The 19,427-nt window shown below is 66.9% G+C and carries 15 protein-coding genes; 6 read left to right on the top strand and 9 right to left on the bottom strand.

Annotation, left to right across the window (positions count from 1 at the left end):
• Positions 1-19: 19 nt before the first annotated feature.
• Entirely contained in the window at positions 20-712 is a 693-nt protein-coding gene (locus tag LK540_RS21660) for a UPF0149 family protein (RefSeq protein ID WP_229439403.1), read from the bottom strand.
• 88 nt (positions 713-800) lie between these two features.
• Between LK540_RS21660 and LK540_RS21655 the strand changes: the two genes are divergently transcribed.
• A complete protein-coding gene (locus LK540_RS21655) occupies positions 801-1,811 on the top strand; it encodes a serine/threonine protein kinase (RefSeq protein WP_229439398.1) in 1,011 nt (336 codons plus the stop codon).
• A gap of 154 nt (positions 1,812-1,965) precedes the next feature.
• Positions 1,966-4,434 (top strand): hypothetical protein, encoded by a 2,469-nt coding sequence (locus tag LK540_RS21650; RefSeq protein ID WP_229439397.1) that lies wholly within the window; start codon positions 1,966-1,968, stop codon positions 4,432-4,434.
• A gap of 260 nt (positions 4,435-4,694) precedes the next feature.
• Here the strand turns inward: LK540_RS21650 and LK540_RS21645 are convergent, their stop codons facing one another.
• The gene (locus tag LK540_RS21645; protein WP_229439396.1) at positions 4,695-5,114 is read right to left on the bottom strand and encodes a hypothetical protein; all 420 of its coding nucleotides are present in this window, start codon (positions 5,112-5,114) and stop codon (positions 4,695-4,697) included.
• A gap of 138 nt (positions 5,115-5,252) precedes the next feature.
• The gene (locus LK540_RS21640; protein WP_229439395.1) at positions 5,253-6,320 is read right to left on the bottom strand and encodes a DUF475 domain-containing protein; all 1,068 of its coding nucleotides are present in this window, start codon (positions 6,318-6,320) and stop codon (positions 5,253-5,255) included.
• Positions 6,321-6,468: 148 nt separating this feature from the next.
• Here LK540_RS21640 and LK540_RS21635 point away from each other — a divergent pair, with 148 nt between their 5' ends.
• The 3 genes from LK540_RS21635 (at position 6,469) to LK540_RS21625 (ending at position 11,538) form a co-directional block, all read left to right on the top strand.
• A complete protein-coding gene (locus tag LK540_RS21635) occupies positions 6,469-6,888 on the top strand; it encodes a divergent PAP2 family protein (RefSeq protein WP_229439394.1) in 420 nt (139 codons plus the stop codon).
• 246 nt (positions 6,889-7,134) lie between these two features.
• Positions 7,135-8,283: an efflux RND transporter periplasmic adaptor subunit gene (locus LK540_RS21630; protein WP_229439393.1), complete on the top strand. Its 1,149-nt coding sequence runs from the start codon at positions 7,135-7,137 to the stop codon at positions 8,281-8,283.
• Between the two features lie 3 nt (positions 8,284-8,286).
• Positions 8,287-11,538 (top strand): efflux RND transporter permease subunit, encoded by a 3,252-nt coding sequence (locus LK540_RS21625; protein WP_229439392.1) that lies wholly within the window; start codon positions 8,287-8,289, stop codon positions 11,536-11,538.
• 157 nt (positions 11,539-11,695) lie between these two features.
• On the opposite strand, the gene LK540_RS21620 is transcribed toward LK540_RS21625, so the two are convergent.
• From LK540_RS21620 to LK540_RS21595, 6 genes are all read right to left on the bottom strand, one after another.
• Positions 11,696-12,211 (bottom strand): hypothetical protein, encoded by a 516-nt coding sequence (locus tag LK540_RS21620; RefSeq protein ID WP_229439391.1) that lies wholly within the window; start codon positions 12,209-12,211, stop codon positions 11,696-11,698.
• A gap of 69 nt (positions 12,212-12,280) precedes the next feature.
• Positions 12,281-12,754 carry a hypothetical protein gene (locus tag LK540_RS21615; protein WP_229439390.1) on the bottom strand — a complete coding sequence of 158 codons (474 nt, stop codon included), beginning with the start codon at positions 12,752-12,754 and terminating at the stop codon, positions 12,281-12,283.
• Positions 12,755-13,213: 459 nt separating this feature from the next.
• A complete protein-coding gene (locus LK540_RS21610; RefSeq protein ID WP_229439389.1) occupies positions 13,214-13,684 on the bottom strand; it encodes a hypothetical protein in 471 nt (156 codons plus the stop codon).
• A 257-nt stretch (positions 13,685-13,941) separates the two neighbouring features.
• On the bottom strand, positions 13,942-14,934 hold the full coding sequence (locus LK540_RS21605) for an NAD(P)H-hydrate dehydratase (RefSeq protein WP_229439388.1): 993 nt from the start codon (positions 14,932-14,934) through the stop codon (positions 13,942-13,944).
• A gap of 18 nt (positions 14,935-14,952) precedes the next feature.
• Positions 14,953-15,717 carry a histidine phosphatase family protein gene (locus LK540_RS21600; protein WP_229439387.1) on the bottom strand — a complete coding sequence of 255 codons (765 nt, stop codon included), beginning with the start codon at positions 15,715-15,717 and terminating at the stop codon, positions 14,953-14,955.
• Between the two features lie 111 nt (positions 15,718-15,828).
• Positions 15,829-17,229, bottom strand: coding sequence for an L-cystine transporter (locus tag LK540_RS21595; protein WP_229439386.1), 1,401 nt, complete (start codon positions 17,227-17,229; stop codon positions 15,829-15,831).
• A gap of 254 nt (positions 17,230-17,483) precedes the next feature.
• On the opposite strand from LK540_RS21595, the gene LK540_RS21590 reads away from it, so the two are divergent.
• On the top strand, positions 17,484-19,193 hold the full coding sequence (locus LK540_RS21590; RefSeq protein WP_229439385.1) for a methyl-accepting chemotaxis protein: 1,710 nt from the start codon (positions 17,484-17,486) through the stop codon (positions 19,191-19,193).
• Positions 19,194-19,427 lie beyond the last annotated feature (234 nt).

Genomic DNA, 19,427 nt, shown 5'->3' with positions numbered 1-19,427 from the left:
GCCCCGGTTCATTCCTGCATCAAGCCTGGTCGGCCCCGCAGCACTTCTTGAACTTCTTGCCGCTGCCGCAAGGGCAGTCGTCGTTGCGGCCGGTCTTCGGCCCTTCGTTGCGGATGGTCTCGACCGCCGGCTTGCGCAGCGGCAGCCAGTAGCGGTAGATCGCCGGCAGGTTGGCCTCGATTTCGAGCGCCAGCTGGTGGGCCTTGACCGGGTCTTCGACCAGCGGCAGCTCGTCTTCCTCGATCTCGTCGGCGCCGAGCAAATACAGCGGGCGCATCAGCTCGCCGACTTCGGAATCCCACACCGGGTCCCAGGAACCCGGGCGCAGTTCCATGCCTTCCCAGAAGCCCCAGCACCAGGCTTCGGCGTCGATCAGGGTCTGGCCGTTGTGCTCGTGCTCGCAGTACAGCGGCTCGAATTCCTTCGGCGCGACCTCGAAGGTGATCAGCACTTCGTTCATGAAACGCATGATCAGGTTGAGGATGCGTTCTTCTTCCTTGGCGTTCTTCCACTTCGGCGCCTGCTTGCCGTCCTGGCCCCAGACGCGCGGCAGCCACTCGGCCGGCATGATGGTTTCCGGGCCGATCGCGATCGCGGTCAGGTAGCCGTGGAGGGTGTCCATCGTCATCGCGTCTTCCGGGCTGCGCTCGGAGAGGAGGAACTGGTCGAGTTCGTCGAATTCTTTTTCGGTGAGGGGCTGTTCGAGTTGCATGGGGTGCCTTGTTGCGGTGAAGCCGCCAGTTTAACGCGTGGCGGGCCTGCGGCACACGAAAATCTGCGCGCCGCCTTACAATGGCGGTATGGATAATTTGTCAGGTTTGCCGGATTCATCAGGTTCCCACCCCTTTGCCAGGCTCGGCCCCGAGCGCGTGCTCGACGCCCTGGAAAGCCTCGGCCTGTACGGCGACGGCCGCCTGCTGGCCCTGAACAGCTATGAGAACCGCGTCTACCAGGTCGGGCGCGAAGAGGGGCCGCCGGTGGTGGTCAAGTTCTACCGCCCCGAACGCTGGAGCACCGATGCCATCCTCGAGGAGCATGCCTTTGTCGCCGAGCTGCACGAACGCGAAGTGCCGGTGGTGCCGGCATTGACGGTCGACGGGCGTACCCTGCACAGCTTCGACGGTTTTCATTTCGCGGTCTTTCCGCGCCGCGGCGGACGCGCGCCGGAACTGGGCGACCCGGCCACGCTGGAATGGATCGGGCGCTTCATCGGCCGCATCCACGCCGTCGGCGCACTGGCATCGTATGCGCAGCGCCCGGCGCTCGACCCGCGCACCTTCGGCCAGGAACCCTTCGACTGGCTGCTGCGGCACGACTTCCTGCCGCCCGAGCTGCGCGCCACCTGGGCCAGCGTGGTCGAACAGGCATTGCAGGGCGTGGCGCGCTGCTACGAGCGGGCAGGGCAGGTGCCGCTGCTGCGCCTGCACGGCGACTGCCACGTCGGCAACGTGCTCTGGACCGGCGACGGCCCGCACTTCGTCGACTTCGACGACAGCCGCATGGGGCCGGCGGTGCAGGACTTGTGGATGCTGCTCTCGGGCGAGCGCCAGGACATGGTGCGCCAGATGAGCGACGTCCTGGCCGGCTATGAAGACTTTTGCGACTTCGATCCGCGCCAGCTCTACCTGGTCGAGGCCCTGCGCACCCTGCGCCTGATCCATTATTCGGCCTGGCTGGCGATGCGCTGGAACGACCCGGCCTTCCCGGCCGCCTTCCCCTGGTTTAACACCCAGCGCTACTGGCAGGACCGCATTCTCGAACTGCGCGAGCAGGTGGCGCTGATGGACGAGCCGCCACTGTGGCCGGTCTGAAAGGCCCGCTCGGGCGCCCGCCGCAACCGACAGTCGGTTGTCATTCCTGAAGGCCGGAATTGCAAGGGTTTTGCCGCGCAGCTCGGCGTGACACGATTCGCGTCTTTCGCCGATAATGACTTGGCAGGCTCCCTTTTCCAGACCGAGAAATACCATGGAACACCCACCGACTCCCCACGACGATACCGATTTCACGATCGACCTGCCGCCGCCCGCCGGCGGGCACGTGCCATCCGCAGGCAGGCCGGCGCCTGCGCCCGTATCGGCAGCCGCGTCGGCGCCGGCAGCCGTATCTGCAGCCACCCCTGCAGCCGTATCTGCAGCCACACCGGCAGCCGCATCGGCCCCCGACCGTGGCGCACTGGAAAAGACCGCGATCAAGGAAGCGATCGCGCGGGTCGAGGCCGAGGCCAAGGCGAATGTCGCCGCCGAAAGCCGCGCCGCCGCCGAGGCCCATGCGCGCGCGCTGGCCGAGGAGCGCGCCGCCATGGATGCCGCCACCGCAGCCGCCGCGCTGGCGAACGCCCAGGTGTCGGAGCAGGCCATCGAAGCCAACCGCGACCGCCTGGAAACCCTGCGCGCCGCCGCCCAGGCATCGAACGAACGCCTGGAAGCGATGCGCCAGGAAACCACCGAGCTGCGCGCGCGTGTGCAGGCCGACACCGAAAGCCGCCTGGCCGCCGAAACCCGCGCCCGCGCCGCCGAGGAAGCGCGCCGGCGCGCCGCCGAACAGATCGAAGCCGAAGCGGCGATGGCGATGGAAGCGGCGCGCGCCGCCGAGGAATTGCTGGCCCAGACCGAGGAAGCGCGGCGCCAGGCCGCCGAGCGCGTGGCCGCCGTGCATGCGGCGCGCGAAGAGGTGCTGCACAGCGCCAGCGCCGATGCGCGCGTGGCGGTGCTGGCGCGTGAGCGCGAGCGCGCCGAAAAGGCCGCCCGCGTCACCGCCGAAAAACTGGCCAAGCTCGAAGCCGAAGCCCTGGAACTGGCCGTGCAGCGCGAGCGCGCCGACCAGATCGCGCTGGCCTCGGCCTTTGCCCGCGCCGCCGCCGAAGCGCGCATGCTGGAAGAAGCGCGCGCCCTGGCTCACGTCGAGCACGAACGCGAGAGCATCGCCCAGGCCCAGGCCGATTCGCAGCGGGTGGCGGCCGACACCGTGCGCTCGCGCCTGGACCTGGAAAAGGAATTGCGCGACGCCGCCGTCCACCGCGAGCGCCTGGAGCAGATGGCCGCCGCCACCGCCGAAGCGCGGCGCGAGGCCGAAGCGAAGATCGTGGCCGCCACCGAGGCGCGCATCGAGGCCGACCGCAAGCTGCGCGAAGCGGCGCTCCTGCGCGCCCAGGCCGAGGAAGAAGCGGGCATGCAGGTCGAGGCCCGCCTGCAGGCCGAGCTGACGGCGGCCGAGCACGCGCAGCAGCGCGCCGAGGCCGACCGCATCGCCGCCGAAGCGGCCGGGCGCGACGCCGAACAGCAGGCCCGCGCGCGCGAGCTGGCCGAAGCTCGCGCGGCCCAGGCCGCCGCCGCCGCCGAGGCGCGCGCGGCCGAGAACGCGGCGGCCGAAGCGGCGCTGGCCTTGGCGAACGAACAGGCGGCCATGGCGCGCGACGCGGCGGCCCTGGCCGCGCAACGCGAAGCCGAGGCCGCGCAGCTTGCGGCGGCCGAGCGCGAACGCCTGCGCACCGAGGAAGCGGCGCTGGCGCGCCTGCAGGAAAAATTGGAAAACGAACGCGCGCTGGCCGCCGCCGCCCAGGCCCGGGCCGAGGCGGAAGAAGGGCAGGCGGCGCTGATGCGCGACGAGTTCGAGGCCGAGCGCCGCATCGCCGAGGCCCAGCACGCGGCCCTGGAAGCGAAGCGCGAAGCCGCGGCCAGGGTGCTGGAGGAAGCGGCGCAGGAAGAAGCCGCCGCCGCCGCCGCCCAGGCCGAAGCCGCTGCCGCCCAGGCCCAGGCGGCTGCCGCCGCCAAGCTGGCGCAGCTGCAGGCCGAACGCGCGCAGGCCGAAGGGGCGCGCCTCGCCGCGACCGAGGCTGCCCTCGAAGCCGAACGCGCCGCCCTGGAGGCGGAACGGACCGCCGCCGAGGCGGCGCGCGGCGCCCTGGCGCTGGCCGAGCAAAAGCTGGCGGCGCAGCGCCTGCAGGCCGAATCCGAGGCGCGCGCCATTCAAGAGGCGGCAGCGCGCCTGGCCTCGGAACAGGCCACGGCGGAAAGCGCACGCCTGCGTGCGGAGGCCGAAGCCGAAGCCGCGCGCCTGGCCCTGGCGCGCGAAGCGGCCGAGAAGGATGCGGCCCAGGCCGCGTTTGAAAAGCGCGACGCCCAGCGCGCGCTGCTCGAACACGCCCAGGCGCACGCCGAGATGCAGCGCCGCACGGCCGCCACCACCCAGCAGATGGCCGACTCGCGGCGCGAACTGCTGGAACTGGAAACGAAGCGCCTGGAAGAGCAGGCGGCGGAATTATCGGCGACCGAGGATGCGATCAACGAACGCAAGGCTGAGGCGCGTCAGCGTGCGGCGTCCGAGAACATTACCCGCGAAGTGCTGGGGCGCTTGAAGAAGCAGCCGTCGGCGCAGCAGGCCGCGGCCAGGCTGGCGGAAGTGATCATGAACCAGCGGCGGACGAACGGGGAGTAAACGTCAGCGCCGCGAGGGGGTTGTAGGGTGGGCACCTGTGCCCACGCGGTCGTACCGTGCTGCTTCTGGTAACTATCTGGCATTGGTATCGCATGCGTACCAATGTTGTAGGCTTTCTTGTGCTGCGTTCCCGTAAGCTTCGGAGACGTTGTGGCATGCATAAGCACGACCGCGTGGGCACAGGTGCCCACCCTACGGCGCGCGTATCGAATCCGATATGCAATTCGTCTCAATCAACCGCTATCGATACGTGCAACGTATCACTGCGCCCCGGCCGGCGCATCGCTCGGCGCCACCGGATTCACCGGCCCGGTATTCACGCTCTCGACGAAATACTCGGTCTCGCCGAAGCAGCTGGTCGGCACGCCGCGGTGCTGTTCGTAGCTGATTTCCACGCGCTGGCCCATGGTCGACTGCAGCTTCTGCACCAGCTTCTCGTCGCGCACGGTAAACGCGAAACGCTCGGGAATCGCCCCCGGCATGCTGGAAAGCAGGATCTCGCCTTCCCAGGTCTTGCACAGCCAGCCCTTGTTCGAGAACTTCTGCAGGTAGCCGGCGCGCGTGCCTTCCGAGTAGGACCAGGTCAGCGTGAACCAGGTGTACAGGCCGAACACCACCACGAGGGCGACGAGCAGGGACAGCAGGATGGCAAAGGCGCGCTTGGGCAAGGCTTTCGGCATGATCGGTGTGGTTTCAAAAGTGAAGCGGTGTATGGATGATTTGGCGCGGCAGTACCGCGCGGCGCCCATTCTGCCACGGCCGCACGGATTGTCAAAAGGTCCAGGCTTAAGTAAAGCTTAGGACCGAAGCCGATGACCTCAAACCTCTGACGATACGCCGACACCGGCGCGCGCCTCTTCCGCCTCGACCCGCTTGCGGTAGCGCACCGACGACCACAGCGACACCAGGATGAAGGCCAGCCCCGACAGGCCCGTGAACCACTCGGGAATATGGAAGTGCACGCTGGCGAACATGATCAGGGCCAGGATGCCGATCGCGTAGTGGGCGCCGTGCTCGAGGAACACGAATTCCTGCAGTGTGCCTTTATAGACCAGGAACACCGTCATCGACCGCACGAACATGGCGCCGATCGCCAGGCCCAGCATGATCACGACCACGTCGTTCGTAATCGCAAAGGCGCCGATCACGCCGTCGAACGAGAACGAGGCATCCAGCACTTCCAGGTAGAGGAAGCCGCCGATGCTGCCCTGCGAGATCATCTTGCCGACCGTCGGGTCGTGCTCTTCTTCTTCCAGCAGACCGCTGATCCAGTTCACGCCGATGTACACGGCCACCCCGACCACGCCCGAGATCAGCACGGCCAGCTTGCGCTGCTCGGGCATGAGCGACATGGCGAAGAACACCGCCAGCAGGGTCAGCAGCACGGCCAGGCCTTCGGAGCCGTACTTGCCGATTTTTTCCTCGATCCAGCCGAGCCAGTGCAGTTCCTTTTCCTCGTCGAACAGGAAGTTCAGGAAGACCAGCATCAGGAAGGCGCCGCCAAAGGCCGACACTTCCGCATGGTGCTCGGTCAGGTGGCGCGAGTATTCCTGCGGGGTGTCGATGGCCATGTGCCAGACGTCGAGCAGGCCGAGCCCGGTGGCCACCGAGACGATCACCAGCGGGAACAGCAGGCGCATGCCGAAGACCGCCACCAGGATGCCGACGGTGAGGAACAGCTTGCGCCAGAACTCGTTCCAGTGGCGCAGCACCGAGGCGTTCACGACCGCGTTGTCGAAGGAAAGCGAGACCTCGAGCACGCCCAGGATGGCGGTGATCCACAGCGCCGACAGCAGGCCGCTCACGCCTCCATGTTCGTAGCCCCACCAGCCCGACAAGGCCATGAGCACGGCAGTGACGATGAACGATAAACGGAAGTGTTGCATCTGGTTCCTCTTCTTATTCGAATATTGGTTGAAATGACACAGTTTTCAGGCATCTTACCGTTTCGTACAGGCGGAGGTCGCAGCGCAGGTCGCCCGCGTGCATGCCTTCTGCGATAATTCCGCCCGGCATTTACATTTTGGATAATACATGGACCTTACTTACCTCATCACGCCTTTTTTGACCTGGCTCGTCGTCGGTCCAATCAAGTTCCTGATCAACAGCGCACGCCAGCGGCGCTGGGCGTTCAACCTGGTTGGCAACGGTGGATTTCCCAGCAACCATAGCTCGGTGGTCACCAGCATGGCGACCCTGATCGCCCTGCGCGAAGGCATGGACCACCCGGCCTTCGGCGTGGCCGTCACCCTGGCCTTCATCGTGATGATCGACGCCAACAGCCTGCGCCAGCACGTCGGCCGCCAGGCTGCCGCCATCAACCGCCTGGCGGTCGAGGTCACCGGCCACGTCACCCTGCGTGAACGCATGGGCCATACCCTGGTCGAAATCTGCGGCGGCATCGTCACCGGCATCGGCATGGGCTTCCTGGTGTACCACCTGCTGGTCGCTTGATCGCCGGATAAAAAACGCGGACAGCCTGCCGGACAGTGTCCGCCGGGTGTCCGCCAACTGTCCGCCCACCGCGAATTTTGTCCGCCGCCGCTGCAGTCCATCGCGCCAGGACGCAGTTCATCCCTCGAAAACCACAGTGCGCAGGACCGTCGATTGACGGGTGGGTCCGGCTCCCGGATACTGCGCGCTGGTGAAATCCGCCTCTTAAAAATATAAGTCATCAGCGTCCAATTGGAGAGACTCAACATGCTGCGCAACACTCTACTCGTCCTTGCCATCGCGTCGGCCCTGGCCGCCTGCAGCAAGGAGGGCAAGGACCCGGCCAAGGCCGGTCCGAACGCCACCGCCCAGGCCAAGGACAACAAGCCGAGCCAGCTGCTGGTTGCGCCCGAAGACCTGTTGACGGTGCAGAGCGATGCGCTGGCCTCGGGCCCGGTGATCACCGGCTCGATCCAGCCGGAACGCCGCGCCGATCTGCGCGCGGAAGTCTCGGCCGTGGTGCTGCAAGTGCTGAAAGAGAACGGCGAGCCGGTCAAGCGCGGCGACCTGCTGGTGAAACTGGATGAGACCGCGATCCGCGATACGCTGCTGTCGGCCGACGAAGCCGTGCGCGCCGCCTCGCAGGCACTCGACCAGTCGAATCGCCAGCTGGAACGCCTGAAGACCCTGCGCGCCTCGGGCATGACCTCGGCCGCCGCCTTCGACGAAGCCGAAGTGCGCAAGAACAGCGCCCTGAGCGAACTGTCGGCCGCGAAGAGCCGCGCCGCCCTGGCGCGCCAGCAGACCAGCCGCACCCAGGTGCGCGCGCCGTTCGACGGCATCGTCAGCGACCGCAAGGTGTCGGCCGGCGACACCGCCACCGTCGGCAAGGAACTGGTGAAAGTGATCGACCCGAACAGCATGCGCTTCGAGGGCCGCGTCTCGACCGACAAGATCGCCACCGTGAAACTCGGCCAGCCAGTCAAGTTCCACATCAACGGCTACGGCAACCAGGCGTTCACCGGCGTGGTCAAACGCATTGACCCCTCGGCCAACGACATCACGCGCCAGGTCGAGGTGCTGGTCGGCCTGACCGGCGAGCAACCGCGCGTGGCCGGCCTGTACGCGGAAGGGCGGATCGACGCCGAGACCTCGAACGCGCTGATGCTGCCGGAAAGCGCCATCGTGCGCAGCGGCGACGACACCTATACCTGGCGCGTGAAGGGCGGCACGCTGGCGAAAGTGAACCTGGAAGTCGGCATGCGCGACCAGCGCACCGGCAATTACGAGATCAAGACCGGCCTGGCCGCCGGCGACACCGTGCTGCGCAGCCCGAGCTCGAACCTGAAGGATGGCCAGAAGGTGGAAATGGCCGCCGCCCGCGTAGCCTCTGCTCCCCAGGCCCAAGGGAAATAAGCCATGTTCCTCTCCAATTTCAGTGTCAAGAAGCCGGTCGCCACGATCGTGCTGATCCTGGGCATGATGTGCATCGGCTTGCTGGCCCTGTCGAAGCTGCGCGTCAACCAGAATCCCGACGTCGATATTCCGGTGATCGTGGTCAACGTGCCGTATCCGGGCGCCTCGCCGGAAACGGCCGAGCGCGAGATCATCGACCGCCTGGAAAAGCAGATGCAGAGCGTGCAGGGCGTGACCGAGGTCACCTCCTATGCCAATGAAGGCAGCGCCACCCTGGTGCTGGAATTCGACTTCAAGCGCAACCTGATCGAAGCCTCGGACGACGTGCGCAACGCCATCTCGGCAGTGCGCTATAAATTGCCGCTGGAAATGCGCGAGCCGATCCTGCGCCGCGTCGATCCCTCGGCCCAGCCGATCATGCAGCTGGCCCTGTCGTCGAGCAGCCAGAGCCACGCCACCATTTCGCGCCTGGCCGAGGACGTGCTGGCCGACCGCTTCCGCGCCATCGACGGCGTGTCCACCGTCAACGTGAACGGTTCGCTGCGGCGCGAACTGTCGGTGCTGCTGCGCGCCGACCAGCTGCGCGAATACAACATCTCGGTCAGCGACGTCACGAATGCGCTGAGCCGGCAGAACACGAACGCGCCGGTGGGCAAGGTGCGTGGCGTGCTCGACGAAAAGGGCATCCGCCTAATCGGCCGCATCGAGCGCCCCGAGGACTTTTCCCAGATCGTGGTAAAACGCAGCGGCGACACCATCGTGCGCCTGAACCAGGTGGCCACGATCCAGGACGGCTTCGCCGACATCGACAGCGCCTCGATCCATAGCGGCAGCCCGAACGTCGGCATCTCGATCGTGCGTACCCGCGACGCCTCGACCGTGTCGATCGCCAAGCGCGTGCACGAGCTGGTGGCCGAGATCAACAAGGAACTGCCGAAGGGCACCACGCTGACCATCACCCGCGATGGCGGCGAGGAAGCGCAAAGCAGCCTGAACAACGTGATCGAGTCGCTGGTGTTCGGCGCCGTGCTGACCGTGTTCGTGGTCTACGCCTTCCTGAATTCCTGGCGCTCGACGCTGATTACCGCGCTGTCGCTGCCGACATCGGTGCTGGCCGCCTTTATCGCGGTCTGGCTGTGCGGCTTCACGCTGAACTTCATGACCCTGCTCGGGCTGTCGCTGGCAATCGGCGTGCTGATCGACGACGCCATCGTGGTGCGCGAAAACATCGTGCGCCACATGGAAAACGGCGCCGACCGCCGTACCGCGGCCCTGGTCGGCACCTCCGAGATCGGCATGGCCGTGGCCGCCACCACCTTCTCGATCATGGCCGTGTTCATCCCGGTCGCCTTCATGCCGGGCATTGCCGGCGAATGGTTCCGTCCGTTCGCGCTGACCGTCACCTGCTCGGTGCTGGTCTCGCTGTTCATTTCCTTCACGCTCGACCCGATGCTGTCGGCCTACTGGGGCGACCCGCCAGGCCACCACCTGGAGCCGAAGAAGGGCCTGTCGAAAGCACTGGGCCACTTCAATGCCTGGTTCGACCGCCTGGCCGGCCGCTACGGCAACGTGATTGCCTGGGCGCTGCACCACCGCGTGTGGATGGGTGTGATCGCGGCCTTGAGTTTTGCCGCGGCGATCACGCTGCAGGTGATGTTCGGCGGCACCAGCTTCCTGCCCGCCGGCGACGGTAACAAGATCATGATCGAGGTGCGTACCCCGGCCTCGTCGAGCCTGGAATTTGCACGCATCAAGATGGAGCAGGCGGCCAAGCTCGCCCACACGCTGCCGGAAACCCGCGCCACCGACATCGTCGCCCGCCCGAGCGGCGGCTCGATCTACATCGAGATCGGCAAGCGCAATACCCGTACCCGCAGCGCGGCCGAGATCGGCGCCGATTTGCGTGCCAAGGTCTCGCGCCTGGTGGGCGCCGAGTACACCGTGCTCGACGACCTGTCGGGCGGCGGCAAGCCGGTGCAGATCGAATTCACCGGCAACGACTCGCGTAAACTCATGGAGCTGACCACGGCCTACATGGAAAAGCTGCGCCAGGTGCCGGGCGCGGTGGACGTGACCTTGTCGCAGCAGGATCCGAAGGACGAGCTGCAGATCGAGCTCGACCGCGGCCTGGCGAACTCGATGGGCGTGTCGGTGGGCGACGCCGCCACCGCGTTGCGCGTGGCCTTTGCCGGCATCGAGGTCGGCGACTGGGTCGACCCGACCGGCGAAACCCGCGACGTGGCGGTGCGCCTGCATCCGGAAGACCGGGTCAGCATCGAGAACATCGAGCGCCTGCCGATCGCGATTGCCGGCACCAACACCATGGTGCCGCTGGAGCAGATCGCCCGCATCAGCATGGGTAAGGGCCCGTCGGAAATCGTGCACAAGGACGGCAAGCGCGTGATCACGGTCTCGGCGAATGCCCAGGGCCGCTCGAACGGCGAAGTCACGGCCGACGCCATGGCCCTGGCCAAGAGCTTCGACTTCCCGCCGGGCTATGGCCTGGCGCTGGGCGGCGCCGGCAAGGACCAGGCCGAGCTGTTCCGCGAAATGACGATCGCTCTCTTCGGCGGTATCGGGCTCATGTATTTGATCCTGGTGATGCAGTTCGGTTCCTTCACCGCGCCGCTGGGCGTGATGCTGTCGCTGCCGCTGTCGCTGATCGGCGTGGTGGTGGCGCTGCTGCTCACCCGCGGCACCCTGAACCTGATGAGCTTTATCGGCATCATCATGCTGATGGGCCTGGTGGCGAAGAACGCGATCCTGCTGCTGGAAGCGGCGCGCGCGCTGGAACACGAAGGCTATGCCAGGGAAGAAGCGCTGATGAAGGCCGGCCGCGTGCGTCTGCGTCCGATCCTGATGACCACCTTCGCCCTGATCGCCGGCATGCTGCCGGTGGCCCTGGCGCTCGGCCCGGACGGCAAGTTCTACCAGCCGCTGGCGGTGGCCATCATCGGCGGCACCATCACCTCGACGCTGCTGACCCTGCTGGTGGTGCCGACCTTCTACGACAGCATCGAGATCGCGCGCGACCGCATGGCCGCCAAGTTCCACCGCCGCGCGGAACGCTGGCACGTGCTGCCGGCCTTCGTGGTCACCTTCGTGGAAGCGATCCTGACCCTGATCCTGGTGCGCTTCGTGTTCCGCATGATCATGTGGCTGTTCCGCTTCGCTACCGGCCGCGGCCGTGGCCCGGGCGCCGGCAAGAGCGTGCCGCTGGCGAAGAAGCCGGCCAAGGTGGCCGAAGGCGTGTAAGACGGCGGCCCGCTTCGGGGCCGTCCGGGGCGCTTGAGCTTGCTTCAGGCGCTGCATAATAAAAGAGCCCGCACATGTGCGGGCTCTTTTGTTTCTGCAGGTATCCCGTCCTGGCCCGGCAGCGGCAGCCAGGCAAGAGGGGGATGCTGCACCTGAATTAGCGGCCGGTGCCGGGAGCCGGGTTCAGCGGACCGGATTCGCCGGAACCGGCGCGGGTCGATGCCGGGCCGGTGCCAGTGGTGTTGCCGGTGCTGCCGCCGCTGACGGCGCCTTCGCTGCCGGCGGCCGGGGCCGGGGCCATCGGCGCGCCGCCCGGGTTGGCGCCGCCGGTGGTGCTGCCGTTCGGGCCGACCTCCACGGCGCCGCTCACGCCGCTGGCGCCGCCGACCGCGCCTGGCGTGTTCTCGCGCGAGCCGCCTTCGTTTTCGCCGACGGTGCGCGGGTTGTTGTTGGTGTTGTACTCGACGCCGCCCAGGCCTGTATCGCCGGCGTTGCCGGTGGCGCCGCTGGTGCCGGCTGCACCGCCGCTGCCCGCGCCTTCGCTGCGGCTGGAGACCGCTGCCGCGTCGCCGTCGCCGCCGATGCCGTTGTCTTCCTTCTTGCAGCCGCCGAGGACGGCGGCGAGCAGGGCGGTGGTCATGATGATGGCTGGAATTTTACGTGTCGTTTTCATGGTGGGTCCTTTGTCTGTTGTCGTCGGTACGCCGGCGCCGTGCCGGCGATTGCCGCGTTGCGCCGGCCTTTACTGGCCGGTCGTGGTGGTGCCGGTGCCGGTATCGCGGCTATTCGCGCCGGTGCCGGTGCCCGTGCCGGTGGTGGCGGCATTGGTACCGTCGGCATTCGCCGGCGTCATGGTGTTGGCGCCGGGGCCGCCCGAAACCGTGCTGCCGGTGCTGCCCGAGCTGGTGCCGCCGTTGTTGCCGGCCGCGCCTTCGTTGTCGCCCTGCACGCCGATGTTCGTGGTTTCGCCGTTGGTCGGGTTCACGCCGGCATTCTGGCTGGCGGTGGCGTTGTCGACGCCGCCCGAGGTGGTGCCGGCCGCGCCGCTGGTGCCGACCGCGGTACTGGTGCTCAGGCCGCTGCCTGCGACCGGGCCGCCATCGGCGCCCTGGGCGACAGGATCGGCAGCCGGCTCGTCCTTGCGGCAGCCGCCCAGCATGGCGGCAACGACGGCCGTGGCCAGGATGAATTTCGGTAGGGTAGTGGTGCGGTTCATGGTGAACCTCCTTAAGAATATGGGAAAAAGAGTCGCAGCAATGCCGCGTTGGTTCCCATTCTGGCGGCGCGCAGATGCGCAGTCCGTGCGCGGGCCAACGTAAGGCGCAAACAGGTGCGGATGGCGGTCATGGTGTGAAGCAAGGTCTGGCAGCGTGCCGCAGGCTTGCACAAGACTGGTACGAGGGAAAAAGGGAAGAAGAAAGAGGAACGAAGGAGCGATGGAACGATGGAACGATGGAACGATGGAACGATGCAACGATGGAACGATGCAACGCGATGGAAGGCTAGAGCGATCGCGCCAAAGGGGAGAGGAAAAGCGATGTGGAGAAAACTGAACAAACAAGCGTAAAACCACGCAACACCGGCTCGATCGCCGGCGGCGTGATGCACTGATGACATGCGCACACCGCAGAGCCTGCAAAAAGCAGGCCCTGCTGAGTGGTCAAACGCGGCCCGATTAGCGGCCGGTGGTGCCCGAAGTACCGGTGCCGGTGCCCGACGAATCGGTGCTGCCGGTGGTGCCGCTGGCGCCGGTGGTGCCGGTCGTGCCCGAGGTGCCGCTGGTGCCCGTGCCGGTGGTGCCGGTCGCGCCGGTGCCGGTGGTGTCGCCAGTGGTGCCCGTTGCGCCGGTGCCGGTGGCGCCAGTGCCGGTAGTGTCGCCGGTGGTGCCGGTGGTGCCCATGGCGCCGGTGCCGGTTGCGCCGGTGCCGGTGGTGTCGCCCGTGGTGCCGGTGCCGGTGGCGCCCGTGCCGGTGTCACCGGTGGTGCCCGTGGTGCCGCTGGTGCCCGACGTCGAGCTCGGCGAGGTTGCCGAGGTGTCGCCGGCGCCAGTGGTGCCGGCGGTGTCGTTCTTCTTGCATGCGCCCAGCATGGTGGCCAGGAGGGCTGCGGTCAGCAGGATTTTTGGTGCTTTGGTCATTGCGTTCATTGTTTATACTCCTCGTTCACGTCTATCTTGTGCCGTTGACTCCAGGTGAGGCGCTGGAGGGCTAACGGCGCCAGTTCAGTTTCACCATGGAACCTCGCTGGGCCCATTGGCGAAACCCTCAGGGAACCGACGCAACACGCGGCCCCGTTCGGTGCACGAATCCGACTAGTGATTAGACTGACATTGTTACCACCAGTTCGCCGGATTGCGCACATCTTGCTTTATTCCGCGGTACGGCATGCGGATTTTGATACCAGTCAAACGGTTTCCCGCCCGACCGTGTCCCCCGGCGCAGGCCGGATGGTCTTTTCGTTGCCGGCATCCTTGCCGGCAACCAATTCGAGCAGGGCGGGGATCTCGTCCGGGATCTCCCGCGCCAGGTAACCGAGTACACCCATGCGCTCGGCCAGGCGTTCGCCGGCGCGCGCATGCAGGGCCACGCCCCAGCAGGCCGCCTGGGCCAGCGAGGCGCCGCGCGCCGCCAGCCCGGTGATGATGCCCGACAGGGTGTCGCCCGAGCCCGAAATGCCCAGGCCGACGTTGCCCCCTTCGTGCTGCCACAATTCGCCGTCGGGCGAGGCGATCACGGTGCGCGCACCCTTCAGCGCCACCACGGCGTTCCATTCGGCGGCCGAGGCCAGCGCCCGCGCATCGGGCCCGGACACGATGTCGGGCTTCGCAATGCCGGTCAGGTGCGCCATTTCGCCGCAGTGCGGGGTAACGATCACCGGCTGCTCGAAACGGTAATTCTCGTTCGGGTCCCAGCCCGGCGGCGCGTGCAGCAGCGTGCCCATGGCGCAGGCGTCGAGCACCACGGCGGTGTCGCCGCCCTGCAGGCGTTCGAGCAGGCCGTGCACCAGTTGGGCGGCGGCCGCTTCGTCCTGCATGCCGGGGCCGATCAGCACGGCGCTGACGCGGTCGGCCAGCGGGTCGAGCCGGGCGATGGCCTCGGGCGTGAAGCCGCCGGCCTCGGTTTCGGCGAGGCCGATCACGCGCGCCTCGGGCATGGCCAGCGCCACCAGCTGGGCCACGCTGGCGCCGGTGGCAATCGTCAGCTTGCCGGCGCCGGCGCGCAGGGCGGCGGTGGCGGCCAGGATGACGGCGCCCGGCATTTCGCGCGAGCCGCCCAGCACCAGCACGTGGCCGCGCACTTCCTTGTCGCTGTCCTCGCCGGGCATGGGCAAGGGCCACGCGCGCAGCAGCTCGGTGGTGACGTCGTGCACGGCAGGTGCGCTCTGGATGGCGTTCATGGTCGGTTCGGGTAGGGGTCAGGCCTTGGGCGCCGCCGGCACGTCCTTGCTGACCGTGACCGGCGTGCCGCTCGCTTCCAGCGGGGCGACGAAATTCACCAGGCGCAGCACCAGCTTGCCGCGCTTGCCGGCGTCGGCATCGAAGGCATACGAGGTCACCGAGCAGTTCGGCACGTCTTCGGCGCGGTCGAAGGCCAGGATGCTGGCTTCGTCGAGGCGCTCGATCAGGTAGCGGAAGCAGTTGACGATGACCTGGTGCGCCACGATGAGCACGCGCTCGCCGCCGTATTCGCGCGCGATGGTGTCGAGCAGGCTGCGCAGGCGCAGGACGACGTCGCACCAGCTCTCGCCGCCGGGCGGGCGGAAATAGAACTTGCCGACGTGCTGGCGCTGGGCGTACAGCTCGGGATACTTGTGGGCGATGCCGTGCGTGGTGAGGCGGTCGAGGATGCCGAATTCCTTTTCGCGCAGGCGCTCGTCGTGGTGCACGGCCAGGAAGGATTCGCGCTCGAGGCGGCGCATCAGGATGTTGGCGGTTTCGGCGGCGCGCACATAAGGAGAGTGCAGCACCACGTTCGGGCGCTCGGCCTCGGGCAGGGCGGCGAACCAGGAAGCGAGGGCCTCGGACTGGCGGATGCCGAGCTCGGACAGGGGCACGTCGACGTCGCGCTCGGCGATGTCGATCATGTGCCCGGCCGCCGCCTCGGCCACGTCGCGCGCGACGTTACCCGCGCTTTGACCGTGCCTGACCAGCCAGATTTCCTGAGGCCACTTCCGTTCCATTAGCTGCCCGCCATGATTATTGACATGACGTCATCATAGACGGATTCTGCAGCGGGTCAGCGCACGATACTTTTTGCTAACAAATTACGAAAAAAACAGCGAAAAATTCGCTCAGGCGGTTTGCTCTTCGCCGTCCAGATTCGTTTCCGCATCACTATTGAATACCGCCATGTTGCTGGCGCCGAGGGCGCGCGCGGTCAGGGTGCCGGCGGTAATCGAGCCGCTCACGTTCAGGGCGGTGCGGCCCATGTCGATCAGGGGCTCGATCGAGATCAACAGGCCCGCCAGCGCCACCGGCAAATCGAGCGCCGACAGCACGATCAGGGCGGCAAAGGTGGCGCCGCCGCCCACGCCGGCCACGCCGATCGAACCGAACACGACGATGGCCACCAGCGGCAGCAGGAAGCCGATGTTCCACGGGTCGATGCCGACCGTGGGCGCGATCATCACCGCCAGCATGGCCGGATAGATGCCGGCGCAGCCGTTCTGGCCGATGGTGGCGCCGAACGAGGCGGCAAAGTTGGCGATGCCCTCGGGCACGCCGAGGCGGCGGGTCTGGGTCGCCACGTTCATGGGAATGGCGCCGGCGCTGGTGCGCGAGGTGAAGGCGAACACCAGCACGGGCAGGATCTTCTTCACGTAGCGCAGCGGGTTGTAGCCGGCCAGGGCGACCAGCAGCAGGTGCACGCCGAACATCAGGAACAGGGCGCTGTAGGAAGCGAGCACGAAGTTCAGCAAATTCAGGATGTCCTGCAGGCTGGAGCCGGCAACCACTTTCGTCATCAGGGCGAACACGCCGAACGGCGTCAGGCGCAGCACCAGGGTCACCATGCGCATCACGATGGTGTGGGCGACGTGCACGAAGTGGCTGAAGGAGGCGAATTCGGTCGGCTTCTTGGCTGCGATGCCGGTCGCGGCAATGCCGATGAAGACCGAGAACAGGACCACGGCAATCGTCGAGGTCTTGCGCGCGCCGGTCATGTCGAGGAAGGGATTGGCCGGGATGAACGACAGGATCATCGACGGCAGGGAGATTTCCTTGGCCGTCGAGAGCGAACCCTGCAGGTATTCGCCGCGCGCCACTTCCGCGGCCGAGGCCGTGAGGCCCACCGCCGACAGGCCGAACACCTTGGCCATGGCGATGCCGATCAGGGCCGCCACGGCGGTGGTGGCGATCAGGATGCCGATGGTGAGCGCGCTGATCTTGCCGAGCGAGGCGGCGTCGCGCAATTTCAGGATGGCGCCGATGATGGACACCATGATCAGCGGGATCACGATCATCTGCAGCAGCTTCACGTAGCCGCTGCCGACCACGTCGAGCCAGGCATTCGTGCCGGCGACTTCCTGCGAGGCGGCGCCGTAGATGGCTTGCAGGGCCGCGCCCAGCACCACGCCCAGGCCGAGGCCGGTGAACACGCGCCGCGTGAACGACTGGTGGCTCGCCTGCATGCGGTAGAGCAGGACGCAGACGGCGGCGGCAACGGCCAGGTTGAGGAGGATGGGGAGGGTCATGGCTGCCTCTTGTTTTAAACATCAATTGAATCGCAGCATTCTATAGGCAAACGCTGCGGCCCGCAGGGAAGGACCCGCCCACAGCCCATGACGCTCTGTCAACGCTTGTTGTGCAAGGACGACGATAAACCCATGAAACCAGTAAGGTATTAGACAGAAAGTTTCCGTACGGATTCACTTGTTCCTATAATCAAGGGAGCCGGCCGGTCCCGAACCTGCTGCCGACCAACTGTTACCCCATCGCGGGCTTTTACATGTTCAAGAATCTCACCATCAAGTCGCGCCTGATCTTCGTGCTCGGTTTCCTCGTCTTCGAGCTGATCGTCGGCTTTGCGATCGGCATCCTCAACCTGAACAAGTCGAACGAGGCACTCGAGCACATGTACAGCGACCGCCTGCTGGCCCTGGCCGATCTCGACGAAATCGGCCGCCTGATGACGCTGAACCAGCTGAACCTGGCCAAGGCCAGCCTGCCGAATGCCCAGAACACCGACGCGGTCATCGAGCAGGTGGAAGCCAACGCCAAGCACGTGGCGGCGCGCTGGACCGAATACCTGGGCACCGAGATGGCGGCCGACGAAAAGGCGCTTGCCGAGCGTTTCGCCGTCGAACGCAAGGCGTTTGTCGAAGGTGGCCTGAACCCGGCCGTCGCCGCCGTTCGCGCCCGCGACACCGCGCGCGCCGCCGAGATCGTGAACGGCGACATGCAGCGCCTGTTCACGCCGATGAACAAGACCGTGACCGAGCTGGTGGAACTGCAGCAAACCTCGGCCAAGGCGAATTACGAGGAATCGCAGGCGATGTACCGCCTGGTGCTGGCGGTCTGCATCGCCGGCCTGGTATTCGGCGTGCTCGTGGCAAGCGTGCTCGGCTGGATGCTGGTGCGCGCCATTGTCATCCCGCTGCAGGCCGCCGTGAAGATCGCCGGCGGCGTGGCCCAGGGCGACCTGACCCAGCAGATCGAGGTGCGCTCGAACGACGAAACCGGCCGCCTGATGGCAGCGCTGAAGGACATGAACGATTCCCTGGTCGAGATCGTGACCCGGGTGCGCGCCGGCACCGACAACATCGCCACCGCCTCGAGCGAAATCGCCGACGGCAACCTCGACCTGTCGTCGCGCACCGAGCAGCAGGCCGGCTCGCTGGAAGAAACCGCGTCCTCGATGGAAGAACTGACCTCGACCGTGAAGCAGAACGCCGACAACGCGCGCCAGGCCAACATGCTGGCCGGCTCGGCCTCGGAAGTGGCGGGCAAGGGCGGCGTGGTGGTGGCGCAGGTGGTCCAGACCATGGGCGCGATCAACACGTCGGCGGGCAAGATCGTGGAGATCATTTCCGTGATCGATGGCATCGCCTTCCAGACCAACATCCTGGCGCTGAACGCCGCCGTGGAAGCGGCCCGTGCCGGCGAGCAGGGCCGCGGCTTCGCGGTCGTGGCCGGCGAAGTGCGCAGCCTGGCCCAGCGCTCGGCTGCCGCCGCCAAGGAAATCAAGCTGCTGATCGACGACTCGGTGGACAAGGTGCACCACGGCGCGGCCCTGGTCGACCAGGCCGGCGCCACCATGAACGAGATCGTGCAGAGCGTCAGCCGCGTGACCGACATCATGGCCGAGATCACCGCCGCCAGCCAGGAGCAGACCGCCGGCATCGAGCAGGTGAACGCGGCCATCGCGCAGATGGACCAGACCACCCAGCAGAACGCGGCCCTGGTCGAGGAAGCATCGGCCGCGGCCCAGTCGCTGCAGCAGGAAGCCTCGACGCTGGCGCGCACCGTCGGCGCCTTCCGCATCGAAGAAAGCCTCGTACGCACCGCTGCGCCGGCCGCCAAGGCCGCCCCGGCCCGCGCACAACTGGCCAGGCCGACGGCACGCCCTGCAGCGGCCAAGCCCGCCGCCACGGCGAAACCTGCCGCCGAACCGTCGAAGGCTGCCGTCACCGCCGGCGACGGCTGGGAAGAGTTCTAGGCACCGGACACGCCCGTGTCGTAGGGTGGGCACCCCGTGCCCACGCGGAACGCTGAACATTGTTGGCCGAACAAACTGATATGCGTTAACGCCAACAGCACCACGAACCCCAACACACACGCATTCCCAAAGGGCGACACCAGTCGCCCTTTTTCTTATCCGCAAACAAATTCCTTGAGCAAAATCGATCTTCGCTACCGCTGCGCTTGCGCAAACGCGCAGCCAACGCGGCAG

It is taken from the genome of Massilia sp. IC2-278, assembly GCF_020708045.1.
GTDB lineage: Bacteria > Pseudomonadota > Gammaproteobacteria > Burkholderiales > Burkholderiaceae_D > Telluria.
Note: the sequence above shows the minus strand (reverse complement) of the source record. Positions and strands in the feature narration are given on the sequence as shown.

What these genes read in the sequence shown, in the direction of transcription:
- LK540_RS21640 (WP_229439395.1), bottom strand. Translation starts at nt 6,320, where the DNA reads ATGCAACACTTCCGTTTATCGTTCATCGTCACTGCCGTGCTCATGGCC.
- LK540_RS21605 (WP_229439388.1), bottom strand. Translation starts at nt 14,934, where the DNA reads ATGAACGCCATCCAGAGCGCACCTGCCGTGCACGACGTCACCACCGAG.
- LK540_RS21595 (WP_229439386.1), bottom strand. Translation starts at nt 17,229, where the DNA reads ATGACCCTCCCCATCCTCCTCAACCTGGCCGTTGCCGCCGCCGTCTGC.
- LK540_RS21620 (WP_229439391.1), bottom strand. Translation starts at nt 12,211, where the DNA reads ATGAAAACGACACGTAAAATTCCAGCCATCATCATGACCACCGCCCTG.
- LK540_RS21650 (WP_229439397.1), top strand. Translation starts at nt 1,966, where the DNA reads ATGGAACACCCACCGACTCCCCACGACGATACCGATTTCACGATCGAC.
- LK540_RS21635 (WP_229439394.1), top strand. Translation starts at nt 6,469, where the DNA reads ATGGACCTTACTTACCTCATCACGCCTTTTTTGACCTGGCTCGTCGTC.
- LK540_RS21630 (WP_229439393.1), top strand. Translation starts at nt 7,135, where the DNA reads ATGCTGCGCAACACTCTACTCGTCCTTGCCATCGCGTCGGCCCTGGCC.
- LK540_RS21590 (WP_229439385.1), top strand. Translation starts at nt 17,484, where the DNA reads ATGTTCAAGAATCTCACCATCAAGTCGCGCCTGATCTTCGTGCTCGGT.
- LK540_RS21625 (WP_229439392.1), top strand. Translation starts at nt 8,287, where the DNA reads ATGTTCCTCTCCAATTTCAGTGTCAAGAAGCCGGTCGCCACGATCGTG.
- LK540_RS21615 (WP_229439390.1), bottom strand. Translation starts at nt 12,754, where the DNA reads ATGAACCGCACCACTACCCTACCGAAATTCATCCTGGCCACGGCCGTC.
- LK540_RS21645 (WP_229439396.1), bottom strand. Translation starts at nt 5,114, where the DNA reads ATGCCGAAAGCCTTGCCCAAGCGCGCCTTTGCCATCCTGCTGTCCCTG.
- LK540_RS21600 (WP_229439387.1), bottom strand. Translation starts at nt 15,717, where the DNA reads ATGGAACGGAAGTGGCCTCAGGAAATCTGGCTGGTCAGGCACGGTCAA.
- LK540_RS21660 (WP_229439403.1), bottom strand. Translation starts at nt 712, where the DNA reads ATGCAACTCGAACAGCCCCTCACCGAAAAAGAATTCGACGAACTCGAC.
- LK540_RS21655 (WP_229439398.1), top strand. Translation starts at nt 801, where the DNA reads ATGGATAATTTGTCAGGTTTGCCGGATTCATCAGGTTCCCACCCCTTT.
- LK540_RS21610 (WP_229439389.1), bottom strand. Translation starts at nt 13,684, where the DNA reads ATGAACGCAATGACCAAAGCACCAAAAATCCTGCTGACCGCAGCCCTC.